The 24,064-nt window shown below is 46.4% G+C and carries 19 protein-coding genes; 11 read left to right on the forward strand and 8 right to left on the reverse strand.

The features are described 5' to 3' along the window. Positions 1 to 34: 34 nt before the first annotated feature. Positions 35 to 1,963, reverse strand: a complete 1,929-nt coding sequence (locus H6F98_RS34585; RefSeq protein WP_192218345.1) for a sugar phosphate nucleotidyltransferase — start codon at positions 1,961 to 1,963, stop codon at positions 35 to 37. A 140-nt stretch (positions 1,964 to 2,103) separates the two neighbouring features. Here H6F98_RS34585 and H6F98_RS09120 point away from each other — a divergent pair, with 140 nt between their 5' ends. Then, positions 2,104 to 2,292, forward strand: a complete 189-nt coding sequence (locus H6F98_RS09120) for a DDE transposase family protein (RefSeq protein WP_192218346.1) — start codon at positions 2,104 to 2,106, stop codon at positions 2,290 to 2,292. A gap of 43 nt (positions 2,293 to 2,335) precedes the next feature. Here the strand turns inward: H6F98_RS09120 and ctpC are convergent, their stop codons facing one another. From ctpC to H6F98_RS09135, 3 genes are all read right to left on the reverse strand, one after another. Next, the gene (gene ctpC / locus H6F98_RS09125; protein WP_192218347.1) at positions 2,336 to 3,628 is read right to left on the reverse strand and encodes a carboxyl-terminal processing protease CtpC; all 1,293 of its coding nucleotides are present in this window, start codon (positions 3,626 to 3,628) and stop codon (positions 2,336 to 2,338) included. Between the two features lie 253 nt (positions 3,629 to 3,881). After that, positions 3,882 to 9,116, reverse strand: a complete 5,235-nt coding sequence (locus tag H6F98_RS09130; RefSeq protein ID WP_192218348.1) for a WD40 repeat domain-containing protein — start codon at positions 9,114 to 9,116, stop codon at positions 3,882 to 3,884. 869 nt (positions 9,117 to 9,985) lie between these two features. After that, positions 9,986 to 11,329 (reverse strand): P-loop NTPase fold protein, encoded by a 1,344-nt coding sequence (locus H6F98_RS09135; protein ID WP_192218349.1) that lies wholly within the window; start codon positions 11,327 to 11,329, stop codon positions 9,986 to 9,988. A gap of 479 nt (positions 11,330 to 11,808) precedes the next feature. On the opposite strand from H6F98_RS09135, the gene H6F98_RS09140 reads away from it, so the two are divergent. The 4 genes from H6F98_RS09140 (at position 11,809) to H6F98_RS09155 (ending at position 16,257) form a co-directional block, all read left to right on the forward strand. Continuing rightward, positions 11,809 to 12,651 (forward strand): cell division protein FtsQ/DivIB, encoded by an 843-nt coding sequence (locus tag H6F98_RS09140; RefSeq protein ID WP_192218350.1) that lies wholly within the window; start codon positions 11,809 to 11,811, stop codon positions 12,649 to 12,651. 197 nt (positions 12,652 to 12,848) lie between these two features. Next, positions 12,849 to 14,117: a cell division protein FtsZ gene (gene ftsZ, locus H6F98_RS09145; protein WP_192218351.1), complete on the forward strand. Its 1,269-nt coding sequence runs from the start codon at positions 12,849 to 12,851 to the stop codon at positions 14,115 to 14,117. Positions 14,118 to 14,610: 493 nt separating this feature from the next. Then, positions 14,611 to 15,603, forward strand: coding sequence for a bifunctional hydroxymethylpyrimidine kinase/phosphomethylpyrimidine kinase (thiD, locus tag H6F98_RS09150; RefSeq protein WP_192218352.1), 993 nt, complete (start codon positions 14,611 to 14,613; stop codon positions 15,601 to 15,603). A 111-nt stretch (positions 15,604 to 15,714) separates the two neighbouring features. Further along, complete coding sequence (locus tag H6F98_RS09155) at positions 15,715 to 16,257, forward strand: bZIP transcription factor (protein WP_192218353.1); 543 nt, start codon at positions 15,715 to 15,717, stop codon at positions 16,255 to 16,257. Positions 16,258 to 16,516: 259 nt separating this feature from the next. Here H6F98_RS09155 and H6F98_RS09160 read toward each other — a convergent pair whose 3' ends face one another. Then, on the reverse strand, positions 16,517 to 16,921 hold the full coding sequence (locus H6F98_RS09160) for an NIL domain-containing protein (RefSeq protein WP_192218354.1): 405 nt from the start codon (positions 16,919 to 16,921) through the stop codon (positions 16,517 to 16,519). A gap of 53 nt (positions 16,922 to 16,974) precedes the next feature. Here H6F98_RS09160 and H6F98_RS09165 point away from each other — a divergent pair, with 53 nt between their 5' ends. Both H6F98_RS09165 and H6F98_RS09170 read left to right on the forward strand, forming a co-directional pair. Continuing rightward, positions 16,975 to 17,574, forward strand: coding sequence for a thioredoxin family protein (locus tag H6F98_RS09165; RefSeq protein ID WP_192218355.1), 600 nt, complete (start codon positions 16,975 to 16,977; stop codon positions 17,572 to 17,574). 78 nt (positions 17,575 to 17,652) lie between these two features. Then, on the forward strand, positions 17,653 to 18,243 hold the full coding sequence (locus tag H6F98_RS09170) for a Uma2 family endonuclease (RefSeq protein WP_192218356.1): 591 nt from the start codon (positions 17,653 to 17,655) through the stop codon (positions 18,241 to 18,243). 208 nt (positions 18,244 to 18,451) lie between these two features. On the opposite strand, the gene H6F98_RS09175 is transcribed toward H6F98_RS09170, so the two are convergent. After that, positions 18,452 to 19,330 (reverse strand): IS982 family transposase, encoded by an 879-nt coding sequence (locus H6F98_RS09175; protein WP_192218357.1) that lies wholly within the window; start codon positions 19,328 to 19,330, stop codon positions 18,452 to 18,454. A 223-nt stretch (positions 19,331 to 19,553) separates the two neighbouring features. Here H6F98_RS09175 and H6F98_RS09180 point away from each other — a divergent pair, with 223 nt between their 5' ends. Continuing rightward, entirely contained in the window at positions 19,554 to 20,756 is a 1,203-nt protein-coding gene (locus H6F98_RS09180; RefSeq protein WP_242058447.1) for a transposase, read from the forward strand. A 79-nt stretch (positions 20,757 to 20,835) separates the two neighbouring features. Here the strand turns inward: H6F98_RS09180 and H6F98_RS09185 are convergent, their stop codons facing one another. Together H6F98_RS09185 and H6F98_RS09195 are read right to left on the reverse strand one after the other, a co-directional pair. Next, positions 20,836 to 21,423 (reverse strand): Uma2 family endonuclease, encoded by a 588-nt coding sequence (locus tag H6F98_RS09185; RefSeq protein ID WP_192218359.1) that lies wholly within the window; start codon positions 21,421 to 21,423, stop codon positions 20,836 to 20,838. A gap of 139 nt (positions 21,424 to 21,562) precedes the next feature. Next, positions 21,563 to 21,733: a hypothetical protein gene (locus tag H6F98_RS09195; protein WP_192218361.1), complete on the reverse strand. Its 171-nt coding sequence runs from the start codon at positions 21,731 to 21,733 to the stop codon at positions 21,563 to 21,565. A 127-nt stretch (positions 21,734 to 21,860) separates the two neighbouring features. Here H6F98_RS09195 and H6F98_RS09200 point away from each other — a divergent pair, with 127 nt between their 5' ends. From H6F98_RS09200 to H6F98_RS09210, 3 genes are all read left to right on the forward strand, one after another. Next, a complete protein-coding gene (locus H6F98_RS09200; protein WP_313929820.1) occupies positions 21,861 to 22,073 on the forward strand; it encodes a hypothetical protein in 213 nt (70 codons plus the stop codon). Positions 22,074 to 22,117: 44 nt separating this feature from the next. Continuing rightward, positions 22,118 to 22,315 (forward strand): hypothetical protein, encoded by a 198-nt coding sequence (locus H6F98_RS09205; RefSeq protein WP_192218362.1) that lies wholly within the window; start codon positions 22,118 to 22,120, stop codon positions 22,313 to 22,315. A gap of 247 nt (positions 22,316 to 22,562) precedes the next feature. Then, positions 22,563 to 23,825, forward strand: coding sequence for an NAD(P)/FAD-dependent oxidoreductase (locus H6F98_RS09210; protein WP_192218363.1), 1,263 nt, complete (start codon positions 22,563 to 22,565; stop codon positions 23,823 to 23,825). The last annotated feature ends 239 nt before the right edge of the window (positions 23,826 to 24,064 follow it).

Here is a 24,064-nt window from a genome sequence, read left to right on the forward strand (position 1 = left end):
AACAACCAACAACCAACAACTAACAACCAATTAACTACTTCCCTGCATTCCGAAAATCAATCATTGTCTGCCGATAAAACTCTGGCATTCCCATGTCAAAATACTGACCTTTGACAAGGTATCCTGTGATGCCTTCCTCCTGTCGCAATCGATCAAGACAAGATGTTAGCTGAAATTCACCTCTCTCGCGGAAGTTTTGACTAATGTGTTCTTCTAGAAAGTCAAAAATCTTAGGCTTTAGTGCATAGATACCGAATAGACCCAGGAATAAATCATCTGCCATTCCTTCCACATGAAGATGCGATCGCGCATATTCAATATCCGGCTTTTCATAAATTTGTGTCACAGAAAGAATTGAGTCTGACTCTTGCCAAAACCCTGTAACGCAACCAACTTTATGAAGTATTGCCTCTGGCATCACACTCAAGCCAACAACACTTTGACCTACTTGTTCATAAACATCTAGCACTTGACGCGCACAAGAGGTTTCAGTATCAGACGCATAAAGGTGATCGCCAAGCATCAGCAGAAATGGCTCATCCTTCACCCATTCTTTGGCACAGTACACAGCATGACCGTAGCCTTCCTGCTCCTCCTGCGTTAAGATTGTAATTCGATTTCCCAAGTCTTGTAAATATTGGCTGTATTCCTGATTTTCTGGGGATAGCTTTTTGAAGAGTTCTTCACTTGGTGGAGTCTTAAAAAAGTCCTCAAATAGAATGCGATCGCCTTTTTGGGCAACAATCCCAATTTCTTCAATTCCTGCGCTCATCGCTTCTTCAACAATTACCATAATCACAGGCTTGGCACGACCATCACGGTCAATAATTGGGAATAACTCTTTTTTAACCCCTTTAGTTGCTGGAAACAGGCGAGTGCCGAAACCTGCGGCTGGAATTACCGCTTTACGAACTTTTTTTTCTGCGTTGACAGTTAGTTTTAAACCTTGCATCTGAGGAAAATCTCGCTCAATAATTTCAATAACTTTTTGTTGATTATCTTCATCTTTTACGATAAATTGCGCTGTACCATCGCCCTGTGAACCAACGCCTTTACCACCCAGGATATACGGTTGAATCGGTTCGTAATTGAGAAGTTCGTGCAGAATAGGCGCACTTAATTGCGATGGGCAAGCAGGAATTAAATACTTGTCAAATTCAGCCTGTGCCTGTTTCATCAAAACACCAATTTGTTCAGCATCTCCCCGTTGCAGGGCTTTAGCTGCTTCCTGAGTCAGTTGAGAACTGACTGAACCGAGATAGTATTGGACATTTTGTTGTACTTCGTTGACGGCAAAAGGATAACACTCATTGAGTTGATTCAGGATTTCCTGCGTATCTTTCCCAGCACCAAGATCGACAATTACAAAAAATAGATTCTTTGGCACACTGAGTTCAGTAACATCAATGCCTTCACCATCAAAACTCATTAGAATGGGTCGATTACCATAAGCACAAGCCTGATCCATCCGACCACAACGGGAAGGCGTAGTAATTTCCCCTAGGTAAGCCAACTCCATTTCGTCCCGGATGGTCATCTTGAGGTCATACAAGCGATTAAAAGCACGGGCAACGAGAACACAAAGCGCCGCACTGGATGCCAACCCCTTCTTTACAGGTAAGTCAGTTCGGTAATTATCAATTTCAATCCCACCTACGGCATAGTGAATCAGCACTTGATAAGCTACCCCTGCGGCATAACTAAAAAAACCGCCCGTTTCTGCTTGTGCAAGTAAAGCTTCCCTGTCCATCGGTAGCGTGGAGTCTTGATAGGTTCCGTCACTCAGTGAGGCACGAAGAATCAACTGGGAGGGATGAGGCTTCACCTCAGCATAAAGTCCCTGATTCGTACTAGTAATCAGTGCAAAGCCTTTTTCTAATTCAGGATTGACACAGCGATATCCCCCCGCCCAATCGCTGTGTTCACCAAATAGACAAAGACGACCTGGGACAAAAATTTTCATGAACTTCCCCGACAACTTTTGCACCCTTGGGTACTAGACTAGACTTTTCGCAAAAGTAAAAAATGTATTGCCTATTGACTGTTAACAATGAACCGTCAGCAGTCAACTGTCAACAACTTGAAATTAGCCAAATTTTTATAATGAGCGATTCTCAAACCTGGTACATTGTCAAGCGTCCTGAGGGTCAATGTGAGATTGTACCCAGCGAAGAAACGACAGACAAAGAAGCCCCAGACGTGACGGAACGTTGGGGCCCTTTCAATTCTCAACAAGATGCGATCGCACGTCGAGTCGGATTAATTCGCTCTGGAAAGTGTCAACCCGTCTAAGATTAAGGGTTTCATCTTTAACCCCTACTCGCTACCCAAACTCTTACTGAGTTGGAGAGGCAGCCCGCGTATCTTGCCGCTTCGCGATTTCTTGCTTGAGGACATCAAACGCTTTCGCGAATTGAGGGTCTTCCGGGGTACCAACCTTGTCGCGGTTCTGCTGCAATTCCTTACGCTGGGCTTCCGTCAGTTCTAATACGACATCTGGGGAAATTCCCAACTTATTGATATCACGACCACTCGGTGTGAGGTATTTAGCAATTGTTACGGCAATCCCTGAACCATCTCCCAGTCCACGTACAGATTGCACCAATCCTTTACCAAACGTCTGGGTTCCTACTAATGTCGCTCGTTTATTGTCTTGTAACGCCCCAGAAAGAATCTCACTAGCACTAGCTGAACCACCATCTACCAATACAACCATTGGTTTATCGGTCAAGGCACGATTGTTGGCTTCCTGACGGTCATCTACTCCTTGGCGGTTCACCGTCGAGACAATCGAGCCATCGTTGATGAACATCCGTGCAATTTCAATGCTGGAATAAAGTAAGCCACCTGGATTGAGGCGCAAGTCCAAAATGTAGCCAGTCACATTCTTGGCTTCTAAATCTTTAATTGCATCTCGCATTTCCTCTGCTGCATTCGCGCTAAATTGCGTCAAGCGGATGTAGCCAACGTCGCCACTAGGAGTATTCTGAACGTTGTAGCGTACCGGATGAATTTCAATCCGTGCGCGTGTCAGCGGATAGTCAATTTCCTGGTTACCTCGCTGAATCGTTAATGTTACTGAGGTTCCTTCTTTCCCTCGGATTAACTTAACAGCATCGTTGACATCCATGCCTTCTGTGCTTTTGCCATCAATCTTGGTGATGATATCCTTAGCCAAGATACCAGCCGCAAACGCTGGTGTATCTTCCATAGGAGAAATCACCATCAGCTTTTTCGTTTCTTCATCTTGAGCAATCTGAATGCCCACACCCGTTAGTTCCCCAGAGGTTTCCACCTGCATATTCTTGAACTCTTCTGGGTCCATGAACCGGGTATAGGGGTCCTCCAGCGTCTTAAGCATTTCCCGGACTGCCGTATAGGCTTCTTCCTTGTTGGCGTAAGAGCGATTGAGATACTCTTCACGAGTTGCCCGCCAATCTACCTGGTTGAAAGTGGCATCTACATACTGACGGTCAATAATTTGCCAAACTTCATCAACTAGCTCCTTAGGACTTTCGCTAAGGAAAGCTTGACTTTGAGATAAATGAAGGCCAGCGCCCGTAACCGCAACAGTTGTTAGTACTAGTGCTGTCGCACCAAGAACGAGGCCACGTTTTGTAATTACCATAATCCTTTCTGAGCTGGAGGAGAACTGCAAAGGAGTTACGCTCACTCTAACACAGGCAATGCCAGGAAGCGCTAAGCCTAGATCTCTTTCCAGCTAAACTTTTTACAGTCCGGAAAGTGTGTTGTGTTCAGCGACTAGCGCGTTGGGTTTATAGCAGTTCTCAGTTAAATCGCTATTGCTCTTCAAGGGGTCTAGTCAGGAAAACAAAAGAGCTGATCGCTGATCGCTGACAGCTTTGGTGCTATAGCTGTTTTTAGTTCTTGTCATTTTCCGTGGGTTTGGGGTCTAGAGGTGGCTCACAAAGATAGCGATCGCTTTCCCTCAGATTTGGGTTGTTTTCGAGATAGTCCCGTAACCAACTACAGCTTTTGTCTAACAGATCGTCTAGCTCCAAATTCCACACAATCACTGTATCATCCTGACTCGCTGAGGCAAGAAATTTTCCATCGTTGCTCCAGCTAATGCTAGTCACACGCTCCTTATGCCCTTCTAAAGTTTTGATTAACGTGTTATCCAGCCGCCAGAGCTGTATTTCATTGTCCCAACTCGTGGTTGCTAAAATTTGACCTCTAGGACTAAAGCGAACTTTCGCCACGCTATCCGTATGCCCTTTCAGGGTTTTAAGTAGCTTTCCATCACGGCTCCAAAGTTTTACCGTGTTGTCATAACTTGCTGAGGCGAGCCTTTGCGAATCCGGTGAAAAATTAACGTCTAAAACCCAGCTACTATGACCATGCAGAGTTTTTAGCAATGTGCCATCAGCGAGCCACAACTTCACGCTGTTGTCATCACTAGCGGAGGCAATTCTCTGACCATCAGCACTAAAACTCACCGAGTTAATCGGCTTGGAAACTACCAGCTTTGCACCATATCTAGACCAACGTAGAAACGGTTTGCGAGAACTGTTGAGTCTTAGGGCAGTTGCTTCCTCTTCGGCACCACGATGGCTCTCTAACGTCTTAATCAACGTTCCATCACGATTCCACAGTTTCACGGTTCCATCCCGGCTAGTAGAGACAAGCTGCTCTCCATCAGGACTAAAGCTGACATCCAACACCCAGTCAGTGTGCCCAGTTAACGTTTTAATTAATCCTCCACGACGGTTCCACAGCTTGACCGTTTTATCCCGACTTGCCGAGACAATGAGTTGACCATCCGGGCTAAAAGCGACGCTATCGACGCTATCTGTATGTCCCTTCAACGTGTTGAGCAACTTACCCGTGCGAGTCCAGATTTTCACGGTTTTGTCCTTGCTGGCCGTGGCAATTAACTCACTATTCGGTGAAAACGTCACCTCTTCAACATCATCTTGATGTCCTCGTAAAATTAAGCGAGAGGGGTGGCGACGACCCCAAAGCTTGATCGTTTTGTCTAAGCTAGCTGAAGCCAGTAGAGGTTGAGGCGGTGAGGTGGTGAAAAGCCTACCTCCCTGTCCCTCTTGCCGACTCAGGACAGTGGGATTGAAGCTAACCGCCGTGACGCTATCACTATGTCCCAAAAACGTTTTGAGTAAAGTGCCATCCTGACTCCAGAGATTCAAGGTATTGTCAGCACTCGCTGAAGCCAGGAGTTGACCATCGGCACTAAACGCTACTCCCAACACCCATTTCTGATGCTTGGAAAATGTTTTGAGTAGCTTCCCACTACGGCTCCAGATCTTAACCGTTTTATCATCACTGGCGGAGGCAATTCTCTGACCGTCAGGACTAAACACCACACCGTTAACTTTGCCCTCGTGTCCTTTCAACGTTTGCAGCAACGTCCCCTTTAGTGTCCACAATCGGATTGTCCGGTCAGCGCTGCCAGACGCAATAATTTCACCATCAGGGCTAAAGCTGACTGACTGCACGGCATCTGTGTGTCCCTGAAAGGTTCTAATTAACTTGCCGCCAACAGTCCAAAGTCGAATTGTGCGATCAATCCCGACAGAAGCAATCTGTTCTCCATCGGGACTGAAGCTAACGCTGTACACATTACCAAGATGACCTCGAAGCGTTTTTACGACTTTGCCATTGCGCCGCCAAAGCTTTACCGTGCCATCCCAGCTAGCCGAAGCAATTAGCTTACTGTCAGGGCTAAACGCTACATGAGTGACGCTACCTTGATGACCCCTTAGGGTAGTAACCAAGCTCCCATTCGGGTTCCATAGTTTCACGGTTTGGTCGTCACTAGCCGAGGCAATCAACTGTCCATTTGGGGAAAAGCTAATGTGTGAGATAACATCACTATGCCCTTCCAACCGATTACGCTCAGCCGTCGAATAAACCGCTTGAGAAAGCGCTGTCACTACCTGTAGTTGGGTATCGGGTTCTACTTGTGGAGACGAGAGATTTTCGGTTTCTAGTGTCTTGAGTCGTCTGGCGGCTCTTAAAGCCTCAATCAGTGCATCAAACGGCTTATTTGCTAAAAATAGGGCTTCTGATGAGGCAACAAGTGCATTTAGCTGAGCATTAATTAAAAGCGTTCCTGCTAGTCTTCTTTGTACCTCAGCACGCCATCCCAATCCCCCGGCACTAACAGCAAGGACTGTCATTGTCGCACCAATCGCGATCGCTCGCTGTCGCTGCTTACGAACTCGCAACAGTTCAATCTCATTACTTCTTAGTTGTGCCAAAAAGCGAGATTGATTACGCTGGTAATAGTTATACCGAATCGGTTCAACGAGATAATCGTGAACCAATTGATAACGGTCTTGTAGCGCTTCCGGGATGCGGAACACCAAGCCAGAACCGACTAAAATCTTTAAAATCAAGTCGAGTGTGTCTGTTTTCCATTGGGCTGAAACGTTACTGACTGTTGACCACTGACTATTAACTAACTCAGGTAGCGTTTTCAACGGTCGAATCCCTCGTTCATTAGTCAAAGCAAATAAGACTTGCCACACAATATCTTCGTTTTCTGAGCCACAATCGCTGATGACGTTTAAAAGCGATCGCTCTACCAAAACGGCTTTTGGGTCAGCCCCAAGAGCATAGTATTGGGCAGTGGTTGTAATTTTTTCCGCTTGTAACTGAGCGCCCACGACTTGCAATTCAATCAGACGAACTCCTCCGGAACGTTCTGCTAAATCTTGAACCAGTGCTTCAATCAGTGAGTCTTCTAACTTAAATTGAGACACTGTTGCCAGTGTGCGAATCACGTTTTTCGTATCTTCCGGGGAAATATCTCCCAAGGGATAACGAAGCTGTCGCTCCAGAATGTTGTTGTTGATGGCGTTGAGATTACAGTACTGTTCACACTCCAACAAATAATGCAGATAATCTTCTCGTAGCGACAAAATGACTTTCACAAACGGAAGATTCAGACATTGCGCCAAAAAATCATAAAACTGACGCCGCTGGGCTAAATCAGTACACGCAAAGAAAAATTCTTCAAACTGGTCAAAAATTAGAACGGTTAATAAGTTGCGTTCATAAGATAGCTGCAACTGCTCAAGAATCGTGGGAATGTCTGAAGGGGTAAAGGTTGGTACGTCGTAAACGTTGGCTTTGCCAAAGGGATAGGGAAGGCTTGAGGCTTGGGAGGATTCGTTTGAACTTTCTACTCGGCTAACTTGCCAACTGTTTAATTTTTGCGTAAGTAGTCGTCCTAACTCCCCTACCCAATCTCTATACACTTTTTGCACAACTGGCATGGTTGCTCTAGTACCGATGATTCGTGCTTCTAGAGCAGGTACCAAACCTGCATTGAGCAGCGAGCTTTTACCAACGCCGGAGGAACCGTGAATGATCGTTAGCTTGTGGTCATTACGACTGAGACGTTCAATTAGGCGATTGACATCGATCTGCCGCCCTGCTGCTGCGATTTCTGGGGGGGAGAGTCTTCTCCCTTGCCGTCCCGGCTGCAAGGAGGTAGCACCGAGGAAGGGACAAAGACCATATTGTTGTTCAATCAAGCGCTGCTCTTGCTTGAGTTCAAACGCTCGTAGATATTGCTGTTGCTCAAGATAAAGCGATCGCAATTCCTGCAAGATATCAATGTAGAGCTGTAGTTGTCGCTGTTGAGAGTGGGGTGGTGACTTAATCGCTTGTTCCAGGGACGTAACAGCCGCAATTGGCTCACCCAACTGCCGCTGCGCTTTTGCCACAATCAACAGAAAAAAGGCTCGATAGTGATCGACACCTTGCAACACCACTTCACTACTACTTTGCGATCGCCCTTTAGACGGTACCGGAAGCAATCGCTTCTCTAAGCTTTGCCCTGTTAAAACAACGGAAGCCCAGGCTTGTGCGTCAACCGAGAGTTGCTGAGGTTCTGACGATTGAGAGGGGTCAAGAATATCAATAGCACTAGTGGCTAAGGCTTGTGCATCCTCCCACATTGACTCGACTAACGCCACAAGTGCCAAAAAACCATACGATTGAGCCAGTCGCACAGGATTGTTTTGAATTTGAGGCTGCGCTAGAGCCTGTAGCGCCAGAGCTTGTAGATCTGTCCAGTTTTGTAGATATCGGAACACCTCACCCAGTTGAATGGTTAACTGAGCGACTATATCTAACCGCCCAGCTACGGCAAACACGTCTATTGCTGACTGAATCGACTCCCTAGCCTGCTCCCAGTTTCTACAACTTTCGGCTGGTTGCAACTCGGCTTGGCGGCAATAACACAAGCTGATGTGATGGAGTAGTACTCCGATACGCTCTAGTATTTTTTGGTTTTGAATGTTGGATTTTGAATTGGGCTGAGTTTGCCGACAATCGATTTGTTCAGTCGAGAAATTCTTTCCTCTTTTCAGTTCTTGCTGCCAAAAGCCTAGACTCTGCTGATACTGTTCTAATGCCAGAGCAATTTGATCATGGTCAAAAGCCTCTCGTCCCAAAATAAATTGCCAGGTAGCGCGTAATTCTGGTTCTAGGCTGATATCACGGACGTACAAATCCCGCAGTGCTGACTCCAGTTCCTGGCGTCGGCGGCAGCTTGGTGCCAAATCAAGAGCATTGTTGGGTAGAAACTCCCCGAAATCGCTGCCTAAAATCGCGGCAAAGAGATCATCGGCGGCTTGATGCCACAACGCAAACAACTGGTTTGTCGGGAGTTCAAACTTGATCGAGGTAGCAGCCCAACTCTTAAAATCCGGGGCAAACCGTGTGAGCTTTTGCAGTACCTCATCGGTTATCCATAGCACCAAGGGAAATGTCAGATGTTTACGAAACTCATCCCGCTCTTGGTTTGTCGAAACCAGTACGTGATCAATCTCTGTTACCGACTCTAGGTCGAATAGGACTAAGGCGGATGGCTGTTCATCGTTAAGGACGGCGAGGATATTAATCAACAGGGTTTTGATCGACTTTGGTAGAACTAACTCACGCATCGGTGCAGTTGTCAGTTCTTGTAGTCTCTGCCACATCTGCGTTGAGCAGACTTGGTAGTTACAGCGCACCAAAATCAGAGCAAAATGCCCCTGTGAGAGACTAATCGCACGAGATAGGGTTCCTAGCGATCGCTCATTTGATGCGACTATCTCTTCTGGTCGAGCTTGCTCCCTCATTCAACAAATGCTTTGACTGGTACTGGTACACAATTGCCAATTCGTCTAGGTGTATTTCTCTGGTCAGAGTAAAATCGAAAACTTTTGTTGAGCAGATATTGGACGTTTCCAGCAAAAATGTGGGCACTTAGCGATTGCTCAAAATTGACTTTTTCTACACTGGCTCAGCTTTGAGTTGGGTATTTTGAGCTTTTAGCACCCATTAGTCATTTAGCTTTTTGATCAAACAGCTTCTGAATACACTTACCTCCTAAGTGTAGTAATTGTTCACTGACGATTTTTACCTAACGTCCTCAGTTTCTTGGCTAGACTACTCAAAAAATCCCCAAAAACACCAGAAATCGTATTCCTTTGATGAGTAACACGAGCCTAGATGAAATGTAACAGCCAAATGTAACCATTTGGCATCCGTGATTTTGCGGAGATTTGAGTTTGCCTACAAGTTAAAAATCACAATAATTACACTATCAGTGATTTGCCGGACAGTGTCAGTGACTAAAAATTAAGAAATCTAGTGATCATACAAGAAGATGAATGTGACAAAATATTCACTAACCAGTGATACTCGTCACTGCCTAAAGGTGGCTGGCAAGAGGGCAACGCTGATAAATCGTTGGTTTTGCTACAACTTGCAGTAGGGTAGACACGGCTAGCCCTGTGTCTTGTTTAAGGCGTGTAGGTGGTAGGTTTTAAGGGAAAATCTAGAGCAAGACTTGGAAACCTTGGGACTTCGGGAAAATTCTAACTCCAAGACTCGTCGCTCACCCTACACAAGCGCCACCTAAAACCTGCCACTTTGACAGGGGTAGGTAGACACTACCTACCCGACTGAATCCTTGCTGTTGGCACGACAGTTGAGTGCTGGACTTCTACGAAACGGAACTTTTATTAGTTACTGCACTCAAAGAACGAAACCGTTCTGTTTCTACCAAAGCCGGGTTGATCCCAAACCAGCGACCCAAATCATCCCGGTATTCATAGACAAACCCACTGCGTAGCAGAACTTGGTACTCCCTTTCACCTTTGACAACCTGCTGATGCACCACTTGGGACAGCAACTCCCATTCTTCATCGTCCACGCCCAGTGTGAGGTCATCACGGTTGCTTTTGATGACACTCTCCAGACATCGGCGTGATAGGGGAGGATCTTCCTGTTGTAGGCAGCTATAGAGCAGCCCCAACAAGTTGCGGACATGACCCCCGCTAATACGACATAGACGGTTAAGGGTTGCCAGACTGTCAAAAACCTTGGGAATCAAACTCAGCCGCGCCTGAGCGTCAACATCGGGAAAGGCTCGTGCCAGTACCAGTTGTTGCAACAGAGTTATTCCTTTGGGAGAGTCTCGACCATCTCGGAGCTGTATTGGCACCATCGGCAAAACTTTCGGTGCCACCCCACCCCCTAAGCGATTTTTTAGGGTTTCGTATTCATTGGAGAACATCAAATCCAAGGGTAAGGTGTAAACAACGTGGCAGTTCAAGCGCCGCAACTGAGAACCACGGTCGATGAAGAGGTACTCTGGTTGCGATCGCCCAGAGGGCATCGGGCGATTATCAACTCGGTCAAGATTATCAATAATCACCACCAAGCCTTTCTTGCCGCGTCCCTTGAGTTCCTCAATCCCTCGCCCTAGAATTTCTTCATTGATCGCACTCAAAATACCTTGAGTTCGGGGTTCTAGGTGCTGCCTGAGTTGTTCGCGCAGTTGAGGGCTGTCTTTGGTTTTAGCTGTAATTTTGCCAATACCGAGCGAGAGTTCGGCTTCAGCAGACAAATCAATCGGGGTTTGGAAAAAGTCTTTGATGTCGTTGAATAATCTTGCAAAATACTGGGGTCGAAGGTGGATACCAATCGCTTCCAAGCTTTCGCTCACTGACTTGGCGATGCTGAGCAAAATATCGCTAATATCAACATCCGCCATGTCCAAGTCTTGAGAAGACTCAAAATAAACGACATGAAATTGCTGCTGCTCCAACTGAGCTTTGAGTCGAAACAGCTCGGTAGACTTTCCACAACCAATGTGTCCAGTAAATAGCTGACAGGTCGGCTCATCTGGAGAAAGACGAGTGATGGTTCGTCCTAGGGCTTCGATAATCCTACCGCCCCGCACGGAGGAAAAATCGATATAGTACTGACGATCATCAGGATTCCCTACAATTAAAGTCTTTGCAGGGTTACACGCTTTGAAAAATGTTAGTAGATGCAAGTCCATTCTTACTACTTTACAGGTGTCTTTCCTGATCACCTGTCGCATTTGGATGTAAGACTTTATAGTGTCTCTACCCTCCCTAACGCAAGGGAAAGACAGCCCTCACCCAGGTCGGATTGACCAAGCCCCTCTAGGCTAAGGAGTAGGGAGTCGGGAAAAGACACCCCCTTGCGGAAGACTTTTGTCGTTGAACCTTGACGGGTTTCCTGTCAATAAACAACCGCGAACAGTTAACCACAGGCATTTGGGAAATTTCTGAAGGTTCAGAAAAGCTCTAGTGAATTAGAGCCGATAGCGGCAATAATTGGCATACTTATAGCGTCGGGAAAAGGAGTGGTTCAATGAAAAAGTATCGTGAGCTAAGTGGATACGGGAGTACGGCTAAAGGGGTTCTACCCAGCAGCCCGTTACTCTTCCTTCGTTAAGCAGTTCAACAAACACATTACATTCACTTATGTTCTTTCTTGATTGAGCGGTAGTAGATGGCAAACATCGCATCAGTCTCTCAAACCCAATTAACCACCCGACGCAAAAAGCTACGACGTGAGCGCCGGGTTAAATCATTTCAAGCACTTTGGCGATCGCTGTTTGTTGGCGGCATGGCAACCAGTTTGGTTTGGGCGATTACTTTACCCGAATGGGTGATTCGTCAACCGGAACAAATTGTGATCGAGGGCAATCATTTTCTTTCCGCCCAAACGATTCGTTCGCTATTGCCCTTGTCGTATCCCCAGTCTTTACTAAAAGTCCAACCCCAAGCGATCGCCAACTCATTGGAGTCTCAAGCCCCCATTGCGGAAGCCACAGTCAGTCGGCAACTGGTACCACCTGGACTAACAATTCAAGTGAAAGAGCGTAAGCCAGTGGCGATTGCCCAAGCCGCCGCGTCAAAAAACGCCAAAAGTTCCCACTCCAATCAGCCAGGAGGATTACTGGATGAACAGGGTGTCTTGATGCCCGAAAGTAGCTATCGGTCAAACTCATCCAACATAGAGTTGCCTACGCTGAAGGTTATTGGCTCTAGCGATCAGTATCGTCCCTATTGGTCAGAAGTTTACCAAGCCGTAAGCCACTCACCCGTCAAAGTTTTCGAGATAGATTGGCAAGATCCAGCTAATTTAATCCTGAAAACCGAATTGGGAAACGTTCACTTTGGTCCTTACAGTTCCAGATTTAGTGAGCAACTGGGTATTTTGGATCGGATGCGAGAATTACCAACTCGTGTAAGCCCTAGCAAAATTGCCTACATTAACCTCAAAAATCCAGACTTTCCTGCAATTCAAATGACAAAAGAAAATGTCTCTGTTCAATCGGACGCTGATTAAGATTAAAAAAAGAGTGTTATAAAGGTGCATTCAAGTCTATTGTTAAATTCTTACCAGCGATGTTTGACAACTAGCCTCTGGAACCCCATTCGGCAGTTCAACAAGCATTCGTTGGTTTTTCAATCGACTTACCCTATAGTTGACTCAGATTGCTACCTATAACTGATAAAGTTGTATATCGACCCTAACCTATTGCAATGACGCTTAATAGTAAACTAGGGCTTGACCATCAAAGCTCTCTTATCACATCCGCCGCTGATCTTTCAATTGAAGTGGACAATAGCCATCCCTTCAGCAATTCCGGACTACAGTTCGGCCACAAGCATGATTCCAAGGGAATCCCCAGGGAAGAAATGAGGAGTGACAATATCGTGCCAGGTAGTGTTGCCAAAATTAAAGTTATTGGTGTTGGCGGCGGTGGGGGCAATGCAGTCAACCGCATGATTGAGAGTGAGGTGGCTGGGGTAGAGTTCTGGTCGATCAATACAGATGCTCAGGCACTGGCTCAAGCGTCTGCTCCCAAGCGGTTACAAATGGGGCAGAAATTGACACGAGGGCTTGGTGCAGGTGGTAATCCAGCGATTGGTCAGAAAGCCGCCGAAGAATCCCGCGATGAAATTGCTCATGCTCTAGAAAATACTGACCTCGTTTTCATTACGGCTGGCATGGGAGGCGGTACAGGTACAGGTGCTGCCCCAATTGTTGCTGAAGTGGCAAAGGAAATGGGTTCCCTAACGGTTGGTGTTGTCACCCGCCCGTTTACCTTTGAGGGACGTCGCCGGACTTCTCAAGCCGAGGAAGGCATTGCCGCTTTGCAAAGCCGGGTGGATACTCTGATCGTGATTCCTAACAACAAATTGCTGTCGGTAATTTCAGAACAGACACCCGTTCAGGAAGCTTTTCGGGTTGCCGATGATATCTTACGCCAAGGGGTGCAAGGAATCTCCGATATTATTACGATTCCGGGTCTAGTTAACGTTGATTTTGCCGATGTCCGTGCCGTAATGGCAGATGCGGGTTCAGCGTTAATGGGGATCGGTGTTGGTTCTGGGAAGTCACGAGCAAGAGAAGCCGCGATGGCAGCAATTTCCTCTCCTCTACTTGAGTCCTCAATTGAAGGAGCAAGAGGTGTTGTTTTTAATATCACAGGTGGCAGCGATCTCACGCTCCACGAAGTCAATGCAGCGGCAGAAACTGTTTATGAGGTTGTTGATCCCAACGCCAACATTATTTTTGGTGCTGTGATTGATGAGAAACTTCAGGGTGAGATCAGAATCACTGTGATTGCCACTGGATTTAGTGGAGAAAGTCCGACTGTACCAGTGGCAAGAGAAATTCCTTATCAGCAACGGCGACCGATTACACCAATCCCAAATCCACCTTCACCGCAAAAGATGGACCCCGGCAGTAGACCTGGATTGGATATTCCGGAATTCCTGCAACGGCGTCGTTTCCCTAAGCCGTAGAGGGAGTCAAGAGAAGGAAAGCTTGGAGTGAAAGCGTCTTGAGGCGTTTTGCTTGTTCAAGACATTCTTCTAGATCGGGGATTTGTCTGGGTAGTAGGTTTGAAGATTACTCCTGCCACCAAATTCTGTTCGCCAGAGGCAAATACTAACGCAGCTGATAGTCTAGATATTTCCTCTATGGGAAGAGGCGATCGCGATAATAATCAGTGTTGAGGAAAAGCAATTTTTGTAGTTCTATGATTACCAATTCAACATCAGAGTATTGTTAAGAATCTGCGGCATTAATACTCGCTAGAGCCAATAGACTGAGCGCTCTTAGATCTAGCTATTCTGCAAAGCACAAAGCACTCAAAACTGCCTACACTAGCCGAGCAAAATGCGATCGTAACCTGACAATGCCGTAGGCTGATACCAGAGCAAATAGAGAACATCACTCGTTTCCTTGTTCCTCATTTGCTTCAACACTAATTTAAAATCTTTATTTTTTCTTAAGATGATAGCGGATACCAAGTTGCAATCAGAGATATCACTTACTCCTCAAAAGACAGGAGAAGCACTTGGAACAGTGCAGCAGGAAAACTCCTCCAATACTCCAGTGACTTCAACCCATCTACAACAACGGGACATAACTTGGTATACGACTCGCTCCCGCGTCCCTGTTGCTTTAACGATTGCGGGTTCAGATAGTGGTGGCGGCGCAGGGATTCAGGCAGATTTAAAGACATTCGCAATTCACTGTATTCATGGCACAAGCGCCCTAACCTGTGTGACAGCCCAAAATACTCAAGGTGTAACACGGGTTGATGCTTTACCCGTAGCATCGGTAGTTGCCCAAATTGCAGCGGTAGTTGGTGATATTGGTGTCCAAGCCACAAAAACTGGGATGTTACTCAACCAAGAAATTATTGAGGCTGTTGCCTTAGAAGTAAAGGCGCAAGGGCTTGATAACTTAGTGGTAGACCCAGTGATGGTATCCCGTACTGGTGCCCAACTTATTGATGACGAGGCTGTTGAGTCATTACGGGATGCTTTAATACCATTGGCGACAATTGTGACGCCTAACCGTTACGAAGCCCAAATTCTAAGTGGTTTGGAACTTCATACCCTAGATGATATGCAATCTTCGGCTCAACGCATTTATCAATTGGGGGCAAAAGCCGTTTTGGTAAAAGGAGGAGCAATGACGGGCAATCTACGTGGTGTGGATGTCTGGTTTGATGGTCAAACTCTATTAACTCTTTCTACGGAGTCAGTAGAGACATCGAATACTCATGGAACGGGTTGTACCTTGAGTAGTGCGATCGCAGCAAATTTAGCACTTGGCAAAGACCCGTTATCTGCCGTGCGGTTGGCGAAGGATTATGTAACAACCGCATTAAAGTACGCTCTTGACATCGGTCAGGGGACAGGTCCTGTTGGACACTTTTTTCCACTATTACCTGCCGATACCCTAAATTTGAATGTCGGTGCGAGTAAGGTTGAATAGGCAAGCAAATTTCACTAAAAAATTGCTGCATTTGAAGTCAAACTTCAACTATCCTTGCCTTACAAACGTTTTGCTGTACTCATAACCTCTATTTCCCTGATTAAGCCCTTTATGCAAAACCCGTCAACCGATCGCTACGTGCCGCCAACACCATCAAACGCCTATTGTCCGTCAGTTCCAATTTCTGTTTATCGGGAACTAGCGGCTGAGTTACAAACAGCACAGGCAAAGCTGGATTCTCTCACATCACAAAACCAGCACCTAGTCAAACAAAATCAACAACTGCGACAAGAAGTTGAAAAAGTTGTTCAGTCAGCCCAACACCTTCAGCAGATTGTCTCAACATTTGGACAGGCGAATCAGGGTGATGTGCCTCGTCCGATGCCACCCTTGTCACCGCATCGACCGACTGCTAGTGTTCCCAATGTTGAATTTCCTTCTTCTGTCCAAAACTCTGAACCGGATTTCGGTCCCTACAAGGAGACGGTGGTGATTGAACAAGAAGAACCTCGGCCTCGTCGCACATCCCACTCCGAAGGACTCTCTGATATCAACGGTTGGTTTTTAGTGGTAGCCATCTTAGGAATTGTCTTGACAGCCTTTGGCGCTGGCTTTTGGGTGGTGCGACCATTGTTAAACAACAGCAATCGTTAAGCCGTAGTGTCAGTTAGGTGATGATGGGTTAATCCCAGGTTTCACAATGGCTGCTATTGATGTCAAAACAGGCGTGTATTTACCGCCCCATTCGCTTCAAAACGCCTACAGTATTGGCTCGAACCCTCCCCTACCTCCGTATGGGAAGCTGCTCTTCAAAAGCCTCTAAAATGCCCTTTAGGTTACGTTGGGCACTCGCTTAACGAAGGACTTTGCTAGTGCGGAAAATTGGCTTAATGCAATAATCACTTGTATTCAGCTAAAGATTGGTCGAAATCGCCTCAACCGGACAAGTAGGAATACACTGTTCACAGACGATACAACGCGATCGCGTAAAGTTCAGTTTAAAGTCTTTAGGATTGAGCGTGAGCGCTTCTGTGGGACAGACTCCAGTACATAAGCCACAATCGACACAACTCTCTTCATTGATTAGAATCTCACGACCAACCAGAGAAACATTGATGTCTTGCGATCGCATCCACTCAATCGCCGCATCTAACTCATCAATATCCCCTAGTAGTTCCACCACTAGCGTACCGATTTGATTCGGAGCAACTTGGGCACGGATAATATTGGCTGCCACATTAAAATCTTTTGCCAGTCGGTATGTCACTGGCATCTGAACCGTGCGTTTGGGAAAAGTTAGGGTTACCCGTTTTTTCATCGTCTTGTTAGAGTGTTTTTGTAAAAGTTAACAAATTATAAGTTTGGTTAAGCATGGCGGCAAATTTACCTGACTCGGCAGCGACTTCTCCCCAGAAGTCTGAAACGACTAACGGCACTCGCATCAGAAATTTTTTAATCGCACTAGTCGCGATCGCGCTTAGTGTTGTCCTTTTCCTAGCATTACAAACAAAAACAGGTGCGACATCCCTCGACACACAAGCAGAAGAAGCGACACCACTGGAAATTGCCTTGAGCAATGGCAAGCCAACGTTGATGGAGTTCTATGCTAACTGGTGTACCAGTTGTCAGGCGATGGCGAAGGACTTGGGCGAACTAAAACAGCAATACGCTGATTCAGTCAACTTTGTAATGTTGAATGTAGATAACAGCAAGTGGTTACCAGAAGTCCTCAACTACCGGGTGGATGGGATTCCCCATTTTGTGTTTTTAGGTCAAGACGGAAAAGCGATCGCGCAGGCAATTGGCGAACAACCTCGTCCCGTAATGCAGGCAAACTTAGACGCTTTGGTAGCTTCTCTCCCTCTCCCTTATACCCAAGGTAGCGGACAGGTTTCTAGTTTTGAAGCCCCTGTGTCAACACCACAAGCTCAAGATGATCCACGTAGCCACGGTACTCAGGTAAAGCAGTAATATCGTTGTTGGTTTTTGGTTGTTAAGCTTCTTGTGAATCCACAATAATGGAATTACTTGTACTTGGGAGTAGTACCGATGACTCCAGCAATCTCTGAACAAGTCCGGTGGACGATCGCTGATTTGGAAGGATTCCCCGAAAATGGCAATCGTTACGAGATTATTGACGGAGAGCTATTTGTGACCCGTGCCCCACACTTAAATCATCAGGATGTTGCTGGCTTGCTCTACGCAGAATTATTGCGTTGGTCAATCCAAAGCAGGCTAGGTAAACCGTATATGGCACCAGGCATCATTTTTTCTGAATCTGATGCTGTAATTCCTGATTTGATTTGGATTAGCCATGAACGGCGATCACAATTGCTCGATGCTTCCGGTCATCTGACAGGCGCTCCCGAACTCATTGTTGAGGTTTTGTCGATCACTGAAAAAGATAAGAAACGCGATCGCGAAACGAAGTTAAAACTTTATTCCGTTCAAGGGGTTTCTGAGTATTGGATTGCCGATCGAGAACAACAAGCGATCGAGGTTTATCGCCGAGAGAATGGCGTACTCAAGAAAGCGATGACGTTGTTCAAGACAGATCGCCTCACGAGTCCGCTCTTGCCAGGGTTTAGCTGTGAAGTGGAATCCCTGTTTGGAGGGAATAATAAGCTTTCCAATCAGTAGCAGTAAGCAATGTCCGCCCTATCTGTAGCTAGTGATTGACTTCTTCTGAGGTTGAGGCAGTTATTATTTTGGGTGTCGGTTAGCAAAAACGCCGTAAGCCCCGCGCTCTCTCCGGGCGGGGATACATCGAGCCGAAAGGCGAGTACCCCGCATCATTTGAGCATCGGGATTGAAGAGAGCGGGTTGCTGTAGGTAACGTCAGTACGGGTTAAGCAGCAGGCGGTAAAGCCCAGTCAATCTGGAGAGAAGGCTTTTTGGGCTGATGGCAATAAGCAATCAATCCACAGACAACATTGACTAGGAAATTGGTGGGGCTGCGATGTCGAGAATGCTCAATTTGAGAGATGTTCTTAAATTGGTCAATAATCGTTTCAATGATGGAACGCTTACGGGAAAGCAGCTTGTCTGTGAGCCGCATCAACTGATTCTTCATATTGCGTTTGGGTTTGGCAAAGAAGGTAATGCCAAAGTCTTCAAATAACTGTTTGGCTAGTTTTTTAGAGACATAGCCTCGGTCAGCAAACACTTTGCCAAAGGCATCTTTGAGCAGTTCTCGAACCGGTTGACGGTCATCGGTATTACCGGGGGTGAGGGTGAAATTGAGTAACTCACCGTGTTCGTTGACGACCACATGGAGTTTGAAACCAAAGAACCAATCCACGGAGGTTTTGCCCCGTGCCGCGAGTTGGTCAAACACACGATGTCCCCGAATACGGCGATTGTGGCACACTTTCAAGCTGGTGGAATCGATGAAGCTGATGCCACTGCACTGCCCAAAGCACTGCTTGAGATAGACGCACAACGGCATTAAGCTCGAAGGAATCCAATCAACAAACCGTTGATAACTCGGCAGTCCGGGAAAGGCTGAGTGCCAATAAAGACAGACGTGTTTCTCATAAAAATGTTTGAAATTGCGGTACGACTGTTGGTGAAAGCTGACCAGAATCGTCATCACTTCGCTCAAGCTCAAGGCTCGGCTACGCTGACGATGCTTCACGCCGTTGCTTACAAGGCTAGCCTGCCATCGAGGTTCAAAACTTTGGCAGAAATCGTCGATCTGACAAAAGAGTTCTTCTAGACTAGTCATAGGAAGGGGGTGCTGAATGATTGGTTTTTGAGATTTTCAGCATTATCCCCCTCCTTTTCTTATTCGTGGGGCAACTCAACTGGCTTAAAGTCTGACTGGGCAAAGACTTCAGCTTTTTTCTTATCCCGTACTGACGTTAGGTACGAAAGCAACCAATAAATGTAGCGGGAAACAGTTATTTAGCATGAGCAACAAGTTATGCTAAATTACTGAAATGTTGACCATGAACTACACCTACAGAATTTATCCAGATGCCAATCAAAAAGCTCAGATGCTTGCGTGGTTGGAAAGTTGTCGCAGGATTTATAACTATTCCTTGCGAGAACTTAAGGACTGGATGAATAGTCGGAAGTGCATGGTTGACAGATGCTCTTTGGAGAAGGAATACATCATCAGTTCAGATGCTCCTTTTCCGGGATATATGGAGCAGAAACGTCAACTGCCAGTATTGAAGGAAACATGGACAGGACTTAAGGATGTTCATTCTCAGGTCTTGCAAGACGTAATTAAACGTCTGCACAATACATGGGAAAATTTTCGCAAACGAGATTTCGGATTTCCTAGATTTAAGAAGTATGGGCAATTCAAATCGTTTCTTTTCCCACAGTTTAAAGAGAGTCCCATAACGGGAAATCAAATCAAACTGCCGAAAATTGGTCTTGTCCCTATCACGTTACATCGCCCCATTCCTGACGGCTTTGCTGTTAAGCAAGTGCGGGTATTGTCTAGATGCCGGGGTACTCAATGGTATGTCGTTGTAACCATCCAGTCGGATGTGAGCATTCCTGATGTACCCGTTCACGGTCGTGCTATTGGCATTGACCTAGGATTGGAGCGATTTATTACCTCGTCTGACGGCAGTTATGTAGAACGTCTAAAGTTCTTTAAGACTTTGCAAGGTAGGCTGAAAGTGCTGCAACGCAGAGCCGCAAGGAAACAGAAACGTTCTAAGAACTGGGAAAAAGCGCAGATTGAAGTAGCACAACTCCATCACCATATCGCAAGTCGTCGCAAAGACTTTCATTTGAAAAATGCCCACAAGCTTTGCGACCAAGCACAAACTATCTTTGCTGAAAACCTTAACACTGTTGGACTCAATAGAGGAATGCTCAGAAAAGAATGCGTTGACGCATCTTTTGGTGCGTTCTTGAGTTTGCTGGAATGGGTCTGCTGGAAACGTGGGGTGTACTTTGAAAAGGTCAACCCCAATGGAACTTCTCAGACTTGCCCGAACTGTCAAGCGGCTGTATCCAAATCTCTTGGAGATAGAGTTCACAATTGTCCTGAGTGTCAATACCAGACTCATCGCGACCATGCTGCGGCTCAAATGGTGTTAATTCGTGGGCTTGATAATGTAGTACCCGTGGACGACGGGGAACGGAAACTGCCTGGTAAGAGCCGTACTGTCGGGGGCACGAGTGCCTAGATAAGTGGTTATCCAGGAATGCTCAAGAGCGATTAAGAGCAAGCCAGCGCTGTACCCGTAGGGTCAGCGTCTGGAGAAGTCACATATTGCCACCTAATACTTGTTCGGCCGTAAGTTCGAGGTTTGGAAATGTCCTCGATTGAATAGAATCGCTTCCCACAAACTCCGCCGCGTCATACCAGCCTTCTACCAAGGTGAGAACACTTACTTTGGCATTGAGAGGGTCAACAATCCAATATTCAGGAATATCCAGGACGCTGTATTCTGCCCGTTTAGCGCGATAGTCAGTGCTTTTGGTTGATTCGCTAACAACTTCAACGACAAGTAGGGGTGGGGCTTCGTTTAATTCAATGACGGCTTCGCGATTTTGCAGGTTGCGCCACTGTTCTAGAGGAATCACGACTACATCGGGTACGCGAACGGTGTCCCATCTTCCTGCACGGGGAGAACGAATACCAATTACCATTTGCTTTGATACCCAATCTTGCCCTAGTTGCTTTGCTGCTGCACGAAACTCGCTATTAAGGAAATCAGCAATCTCTCCATGTTGTCCAGTACCGAGGCTCATCGGGATTAGCTCTCCGTTAACGAGTTCGTAACGAGTGTCGGTGCCGTCGTCATACTTCAGGTATTCTTCAAGGGTCAGGCGGTTGGTAGTCGTGGTCATGGCAGGTCGAGGACTTGCGGGATAGTTCTAGTTTATTGCGCTCCGCATACTGCCACAGGCGGTTTAGTCCAGATGGGCAAAGCTTAGTGACGCGAGGCTCAGAAGGCACAAGAATATGGCGATAATCAGCTAATCCAGCTTACGCCTTCAGGAGACGATGAGCGATGAAGGTAGCACTTAGGAGTGTGAAACCTGCGATCGCATTTGGTTCAGGGACAGACTCAGATTTAGACTCAACCTCACTACCAGGGAATAAAGATTTATCAATTTTAAACGCGATCGCATACTGACCTTTTACCTTGTCCTGCAAAAAAATACTCTGAAAAGTCTGCTAGTTTCTAGAGTTATTCATCCCACACCTAAAAAAGTGGGCTTTCTTGCCCGAATTCTGTAAAAATAGGTGCCGTGATGCTTCCATCATCTCAGGAGCCATATTTGTGACACTGCCCCCTAATCGCCGTCCCCCCAGCCAAGCAATAATTATCCTCTTATATATTGCTGGCATTGCTTTGGTTGTTACTGCCATTATTCTGGTGCTGAGAGGGACAGGTGTTCTCAAGCAAATTCCGGAATACCTCATTTGGGCGATCGTTCTATTTACAATTGGTGCAGGTATCCTAGGGGGCATCAGAAGTCTGAGGCGGTGGTAATGTTAAGTGCCTCAAGTGTTTGATTATTTATTGGGTATCAGCCTGTGACTCCATCTCCTCCGTCTGAAACTTTAATTGTTACTTACGTTTTTGCCGTTACTGTTGCCGTTACTGTTGTTGTCTATTTACTTAGAGGCTTTGGTGTTCTGACGTTTCTTCCTGGTGCCGTACTTTGGGTATTGATTTTGCTCTCAATTGCTACAGGTCTTGTTTACGGCGTTCAGAAAACACGACGCTATTGAGTGATTTGGAAGCTCAATAAAGGTTTTGGCTGGGCAATCCGAAATCTAAACTCTCTTTGCCAGCTTTCCTTTGTTTACTTACCATCTATTCCAGCGCCAAATTTGTTTAGTCTGGGCTTCCGCGAAAAAGCTAAATCTTGAGGATAGTGCTGTACAAGAACAAGCAAGATGCGCGGTGTTGGCAAGGAAGACTTTAGCGCAGAATAGAAATTATTAGTCTCTATATTTATTTGGTACTTTTTTAGTTTTGAATCCTCTACGAGTTGTAGTGATTGGTGGCGGTGCTGCTGGTTTTTTTGGGGCAATTGCCTGTGCAACTGCCCATCCCCGTGTACAAGTCACGTTACTAGAAGCTGGGCATCAACCTTTATCTAAGGTTCGTATTTCTGGTGGCGGACGCTGCAATGTCACCCACGCTTGCTTTGACCCAGCCGCATTGGTGCAATATTATCCCAGAGGTGGTAAAGCCTTGCGTGGGGCGTTTTCACGATTTCAACCCAAGGATACGGTTGCCTGGTTCCAGTCTCATGGTGTTCAGTTGAAAACTGAGGCAGATGGGCGGATGTTTCCCGTTACTGATAATTCAGAAACGATTGTCGATTGTCTGGTTCAGGCAGCTAATGAGGCTGGGGTAAAACTTCGTGTCGGTACTGCGGTGAAGTCCGTCAGACAGCACTCCTTCCCAACTCAAGGGGAGTTTGAGATTGAGTTGAAAACAGGTGAGATTGTAAAATGTGATCGCCTTCTCCTCGCGACTGGTAGCAATCCTCAAGGACACCGCTGGGCGAAAGACTTAGGTCATACAGTCGAACCTCCTGTTCCTTCCCTCTTTACCTTCAATATCCCTGACCCTCGTCTGAAAGATTTAGCAGGAGTTAGTGTTAATGATGTTCGCCTACGATTACCCGATGCACCGTCTACTTTGAATGAGCAAACAGGACCCTTACTCATTACCCATTGGGGTGTGAGTGGGCCTGCTGTTCTCAAGCTTTCTGCTTGGGGGGCAAGATTTCTGCATGATCAACACTATCAAACCCCCTTACTGATCAATTGGCTTCCTCAGTACAACCAAGATAGCCTTCGTAAACTGCTGCTAGTGGTTAAGTCTCAGTTGCCTCAACGCCAAATCACAGGGAGTTGCCCGGTTCCTATCCCCAAGCGCCTTTGGATGAGTTTGGTTACTCATGTTGGTATTGGTGCCGAGGAACGTTGGGCCCAAGTCTCGAAAAAAGCGCTTAATCAACTGATTCAAGAACTCAATCAAGGGCGATACTTCATTAAAGGAAAGGGTGTTTTTAAGGAAGAGTTTGTCACCTGCGGTGGTGTGAGTTTAAAGGAAGTGGATTTCAAAACGATGGAAAGCCGTAAGTGTCCGGGGCTTTACCTTGCTGGAGAAATTCTCGATATTGATGGCGTTACAGGTGGGTTTAACTTTCAAAGTGCTTGGACAACGGCATCGTTAGCAGGTCAGGCGATGGGAACGATGCTGGTGGCGAATAATAGCGGTTAGCCGTCAGCTATCAGCTATCAGCTTTTTTGTTTTCCTTGCTCTCTACGCAAGTTTCACACACCTCCCGCTGTACCTCATCTCTCCAGGAAAGCGCTATAAATTGATAGCAGTGGTTTGGTTGTACCTTTACAGAAAAATAAGCAAAGCCCACCTCTTTCAAAGGTGGGATGTAGCGTATGCACTTTTAAGTGCAGTCAGTCTCTCTTCTTCCTGTAAACAGTAACTTTTTCAACCCCTAC

The sequence above is a fragment of the Microcoleus sp. FACHB-SPT15 genome (genome assembly GCF_014849525.1).
GTDB lineage: Bacteria > Cyanobacteriota > Cyanobacteriia > Cyanobacteriales > Coleofasciculaceae > Symplocastrum > Symplocastrum torsivum.

Excerpts from the sequence above, each read along its gene's own strand:
- H6F98_RS34585 (WP_192218345.1), bottom strand. The coding sequence starts at position 1,963 with ATGAAAATTTTTGTCCCAGGTCGTCTTTGTCTATTTGGTGAACACAGC.
- H6F98_RS09120 (WP_192218346.1), top strand. The coding sequence starts at position 2,104 with ATGAGCGATTCTCAAACCTGGTACATTGTCAAGCGTCCTGAGGGTCAA.
- ctpC (WP_192218347.1), bottom strand. The coding sequence starts at position 3,628 with ATGGTAATTACAAAACGTGGCCTCGTTCTTGGTGCGACAGCACTAGTA.
- H6F98_RS09130 (WP_192218348.1), bottom strand. The coding sequence starts at position 9,116 with ATGAGGGAGCAAGCTCGACCAGAAGAGATAGTCGCATCAAATGAGCGA.
- H6F98_RS09135 (WP_192218349.1), bottom strand. The coding sequence starts at position 11,329 with ATGGACTTGCATCTACTAACATTTTTCAAAGCGTGTAACCCTGCAAAG.
- H6F98_RS09140 (WP_192218350.1), top strand. The coding sequence starts at position 11,809 with ATGGCAAACATCGCATCAGTCTCTCAAACCCAATTAACCACCCGACGC.
- ftsZ (WP_192218351.1), top strand. The coding sequence starts at position 12,849 with ATGACGCTTAATAGTAAACTAGGGCTTGACCATCAAAGCTCTCTTATC.
- thiD (WP_192218352.1), top strand. The coding sequence starts at position 14,611 with ATGATAGCGGATACCAAGTTGCAATCAGAGATATCACTTACTCCTCAA.
- H6F98_RS09155 (WP_192218353.1), top strand. The coding sequence starts at position 15,715 with ATGCAAAACCCGTCAACCGATCGCTACGTGCCGCCAACACCATCAAAC.
- H6F98_RS09160 (WP_192218354.1), bottom strand. The coding sequence starts at position 16,921 with ATGAAAAAACGGGTAACCCTAACTTTTCCCAAACGCACGGTTCAGATG.
- H6F98_RS09165 (WP_192218355.1), top strand. The coding sequence starts at position 16,975 with ATGGCGGCAAATTTACCTGACTCGGCAGCGACTTCTCCCCAGAAGTCT.
- H6F98_RS09170 (WP_192218356.1), top strand. The coding sequence starts at position 17,653 with ATGACTCCAGCAATCTCTGAACAAGTCCGGTGGACGATCGCTGATTTG.
- H6F98_RS09175 (WP_192218357.1), bottom strand. The coding sequence starts at position 19,330 with ATGACTAGTCTAGAAGAACTCTTTTGTCAGATCGACGATTTCTGCCAA.
- H6F98_RS09180 (WP_242058447.1), top strand. The coding sequence starts at position 19,554 with ATGAACTACACCTACAGAATTTATCCAGATGCCAATCAAAAAGCTCAG.
- H6F98_RS09185 (WP_192218359.1), bottom strand. The coding sequence starts at position 21,423 with ATGACCACGACTACCAACCGCCTGACCCTTGAAGAATACCTGAAGTAT.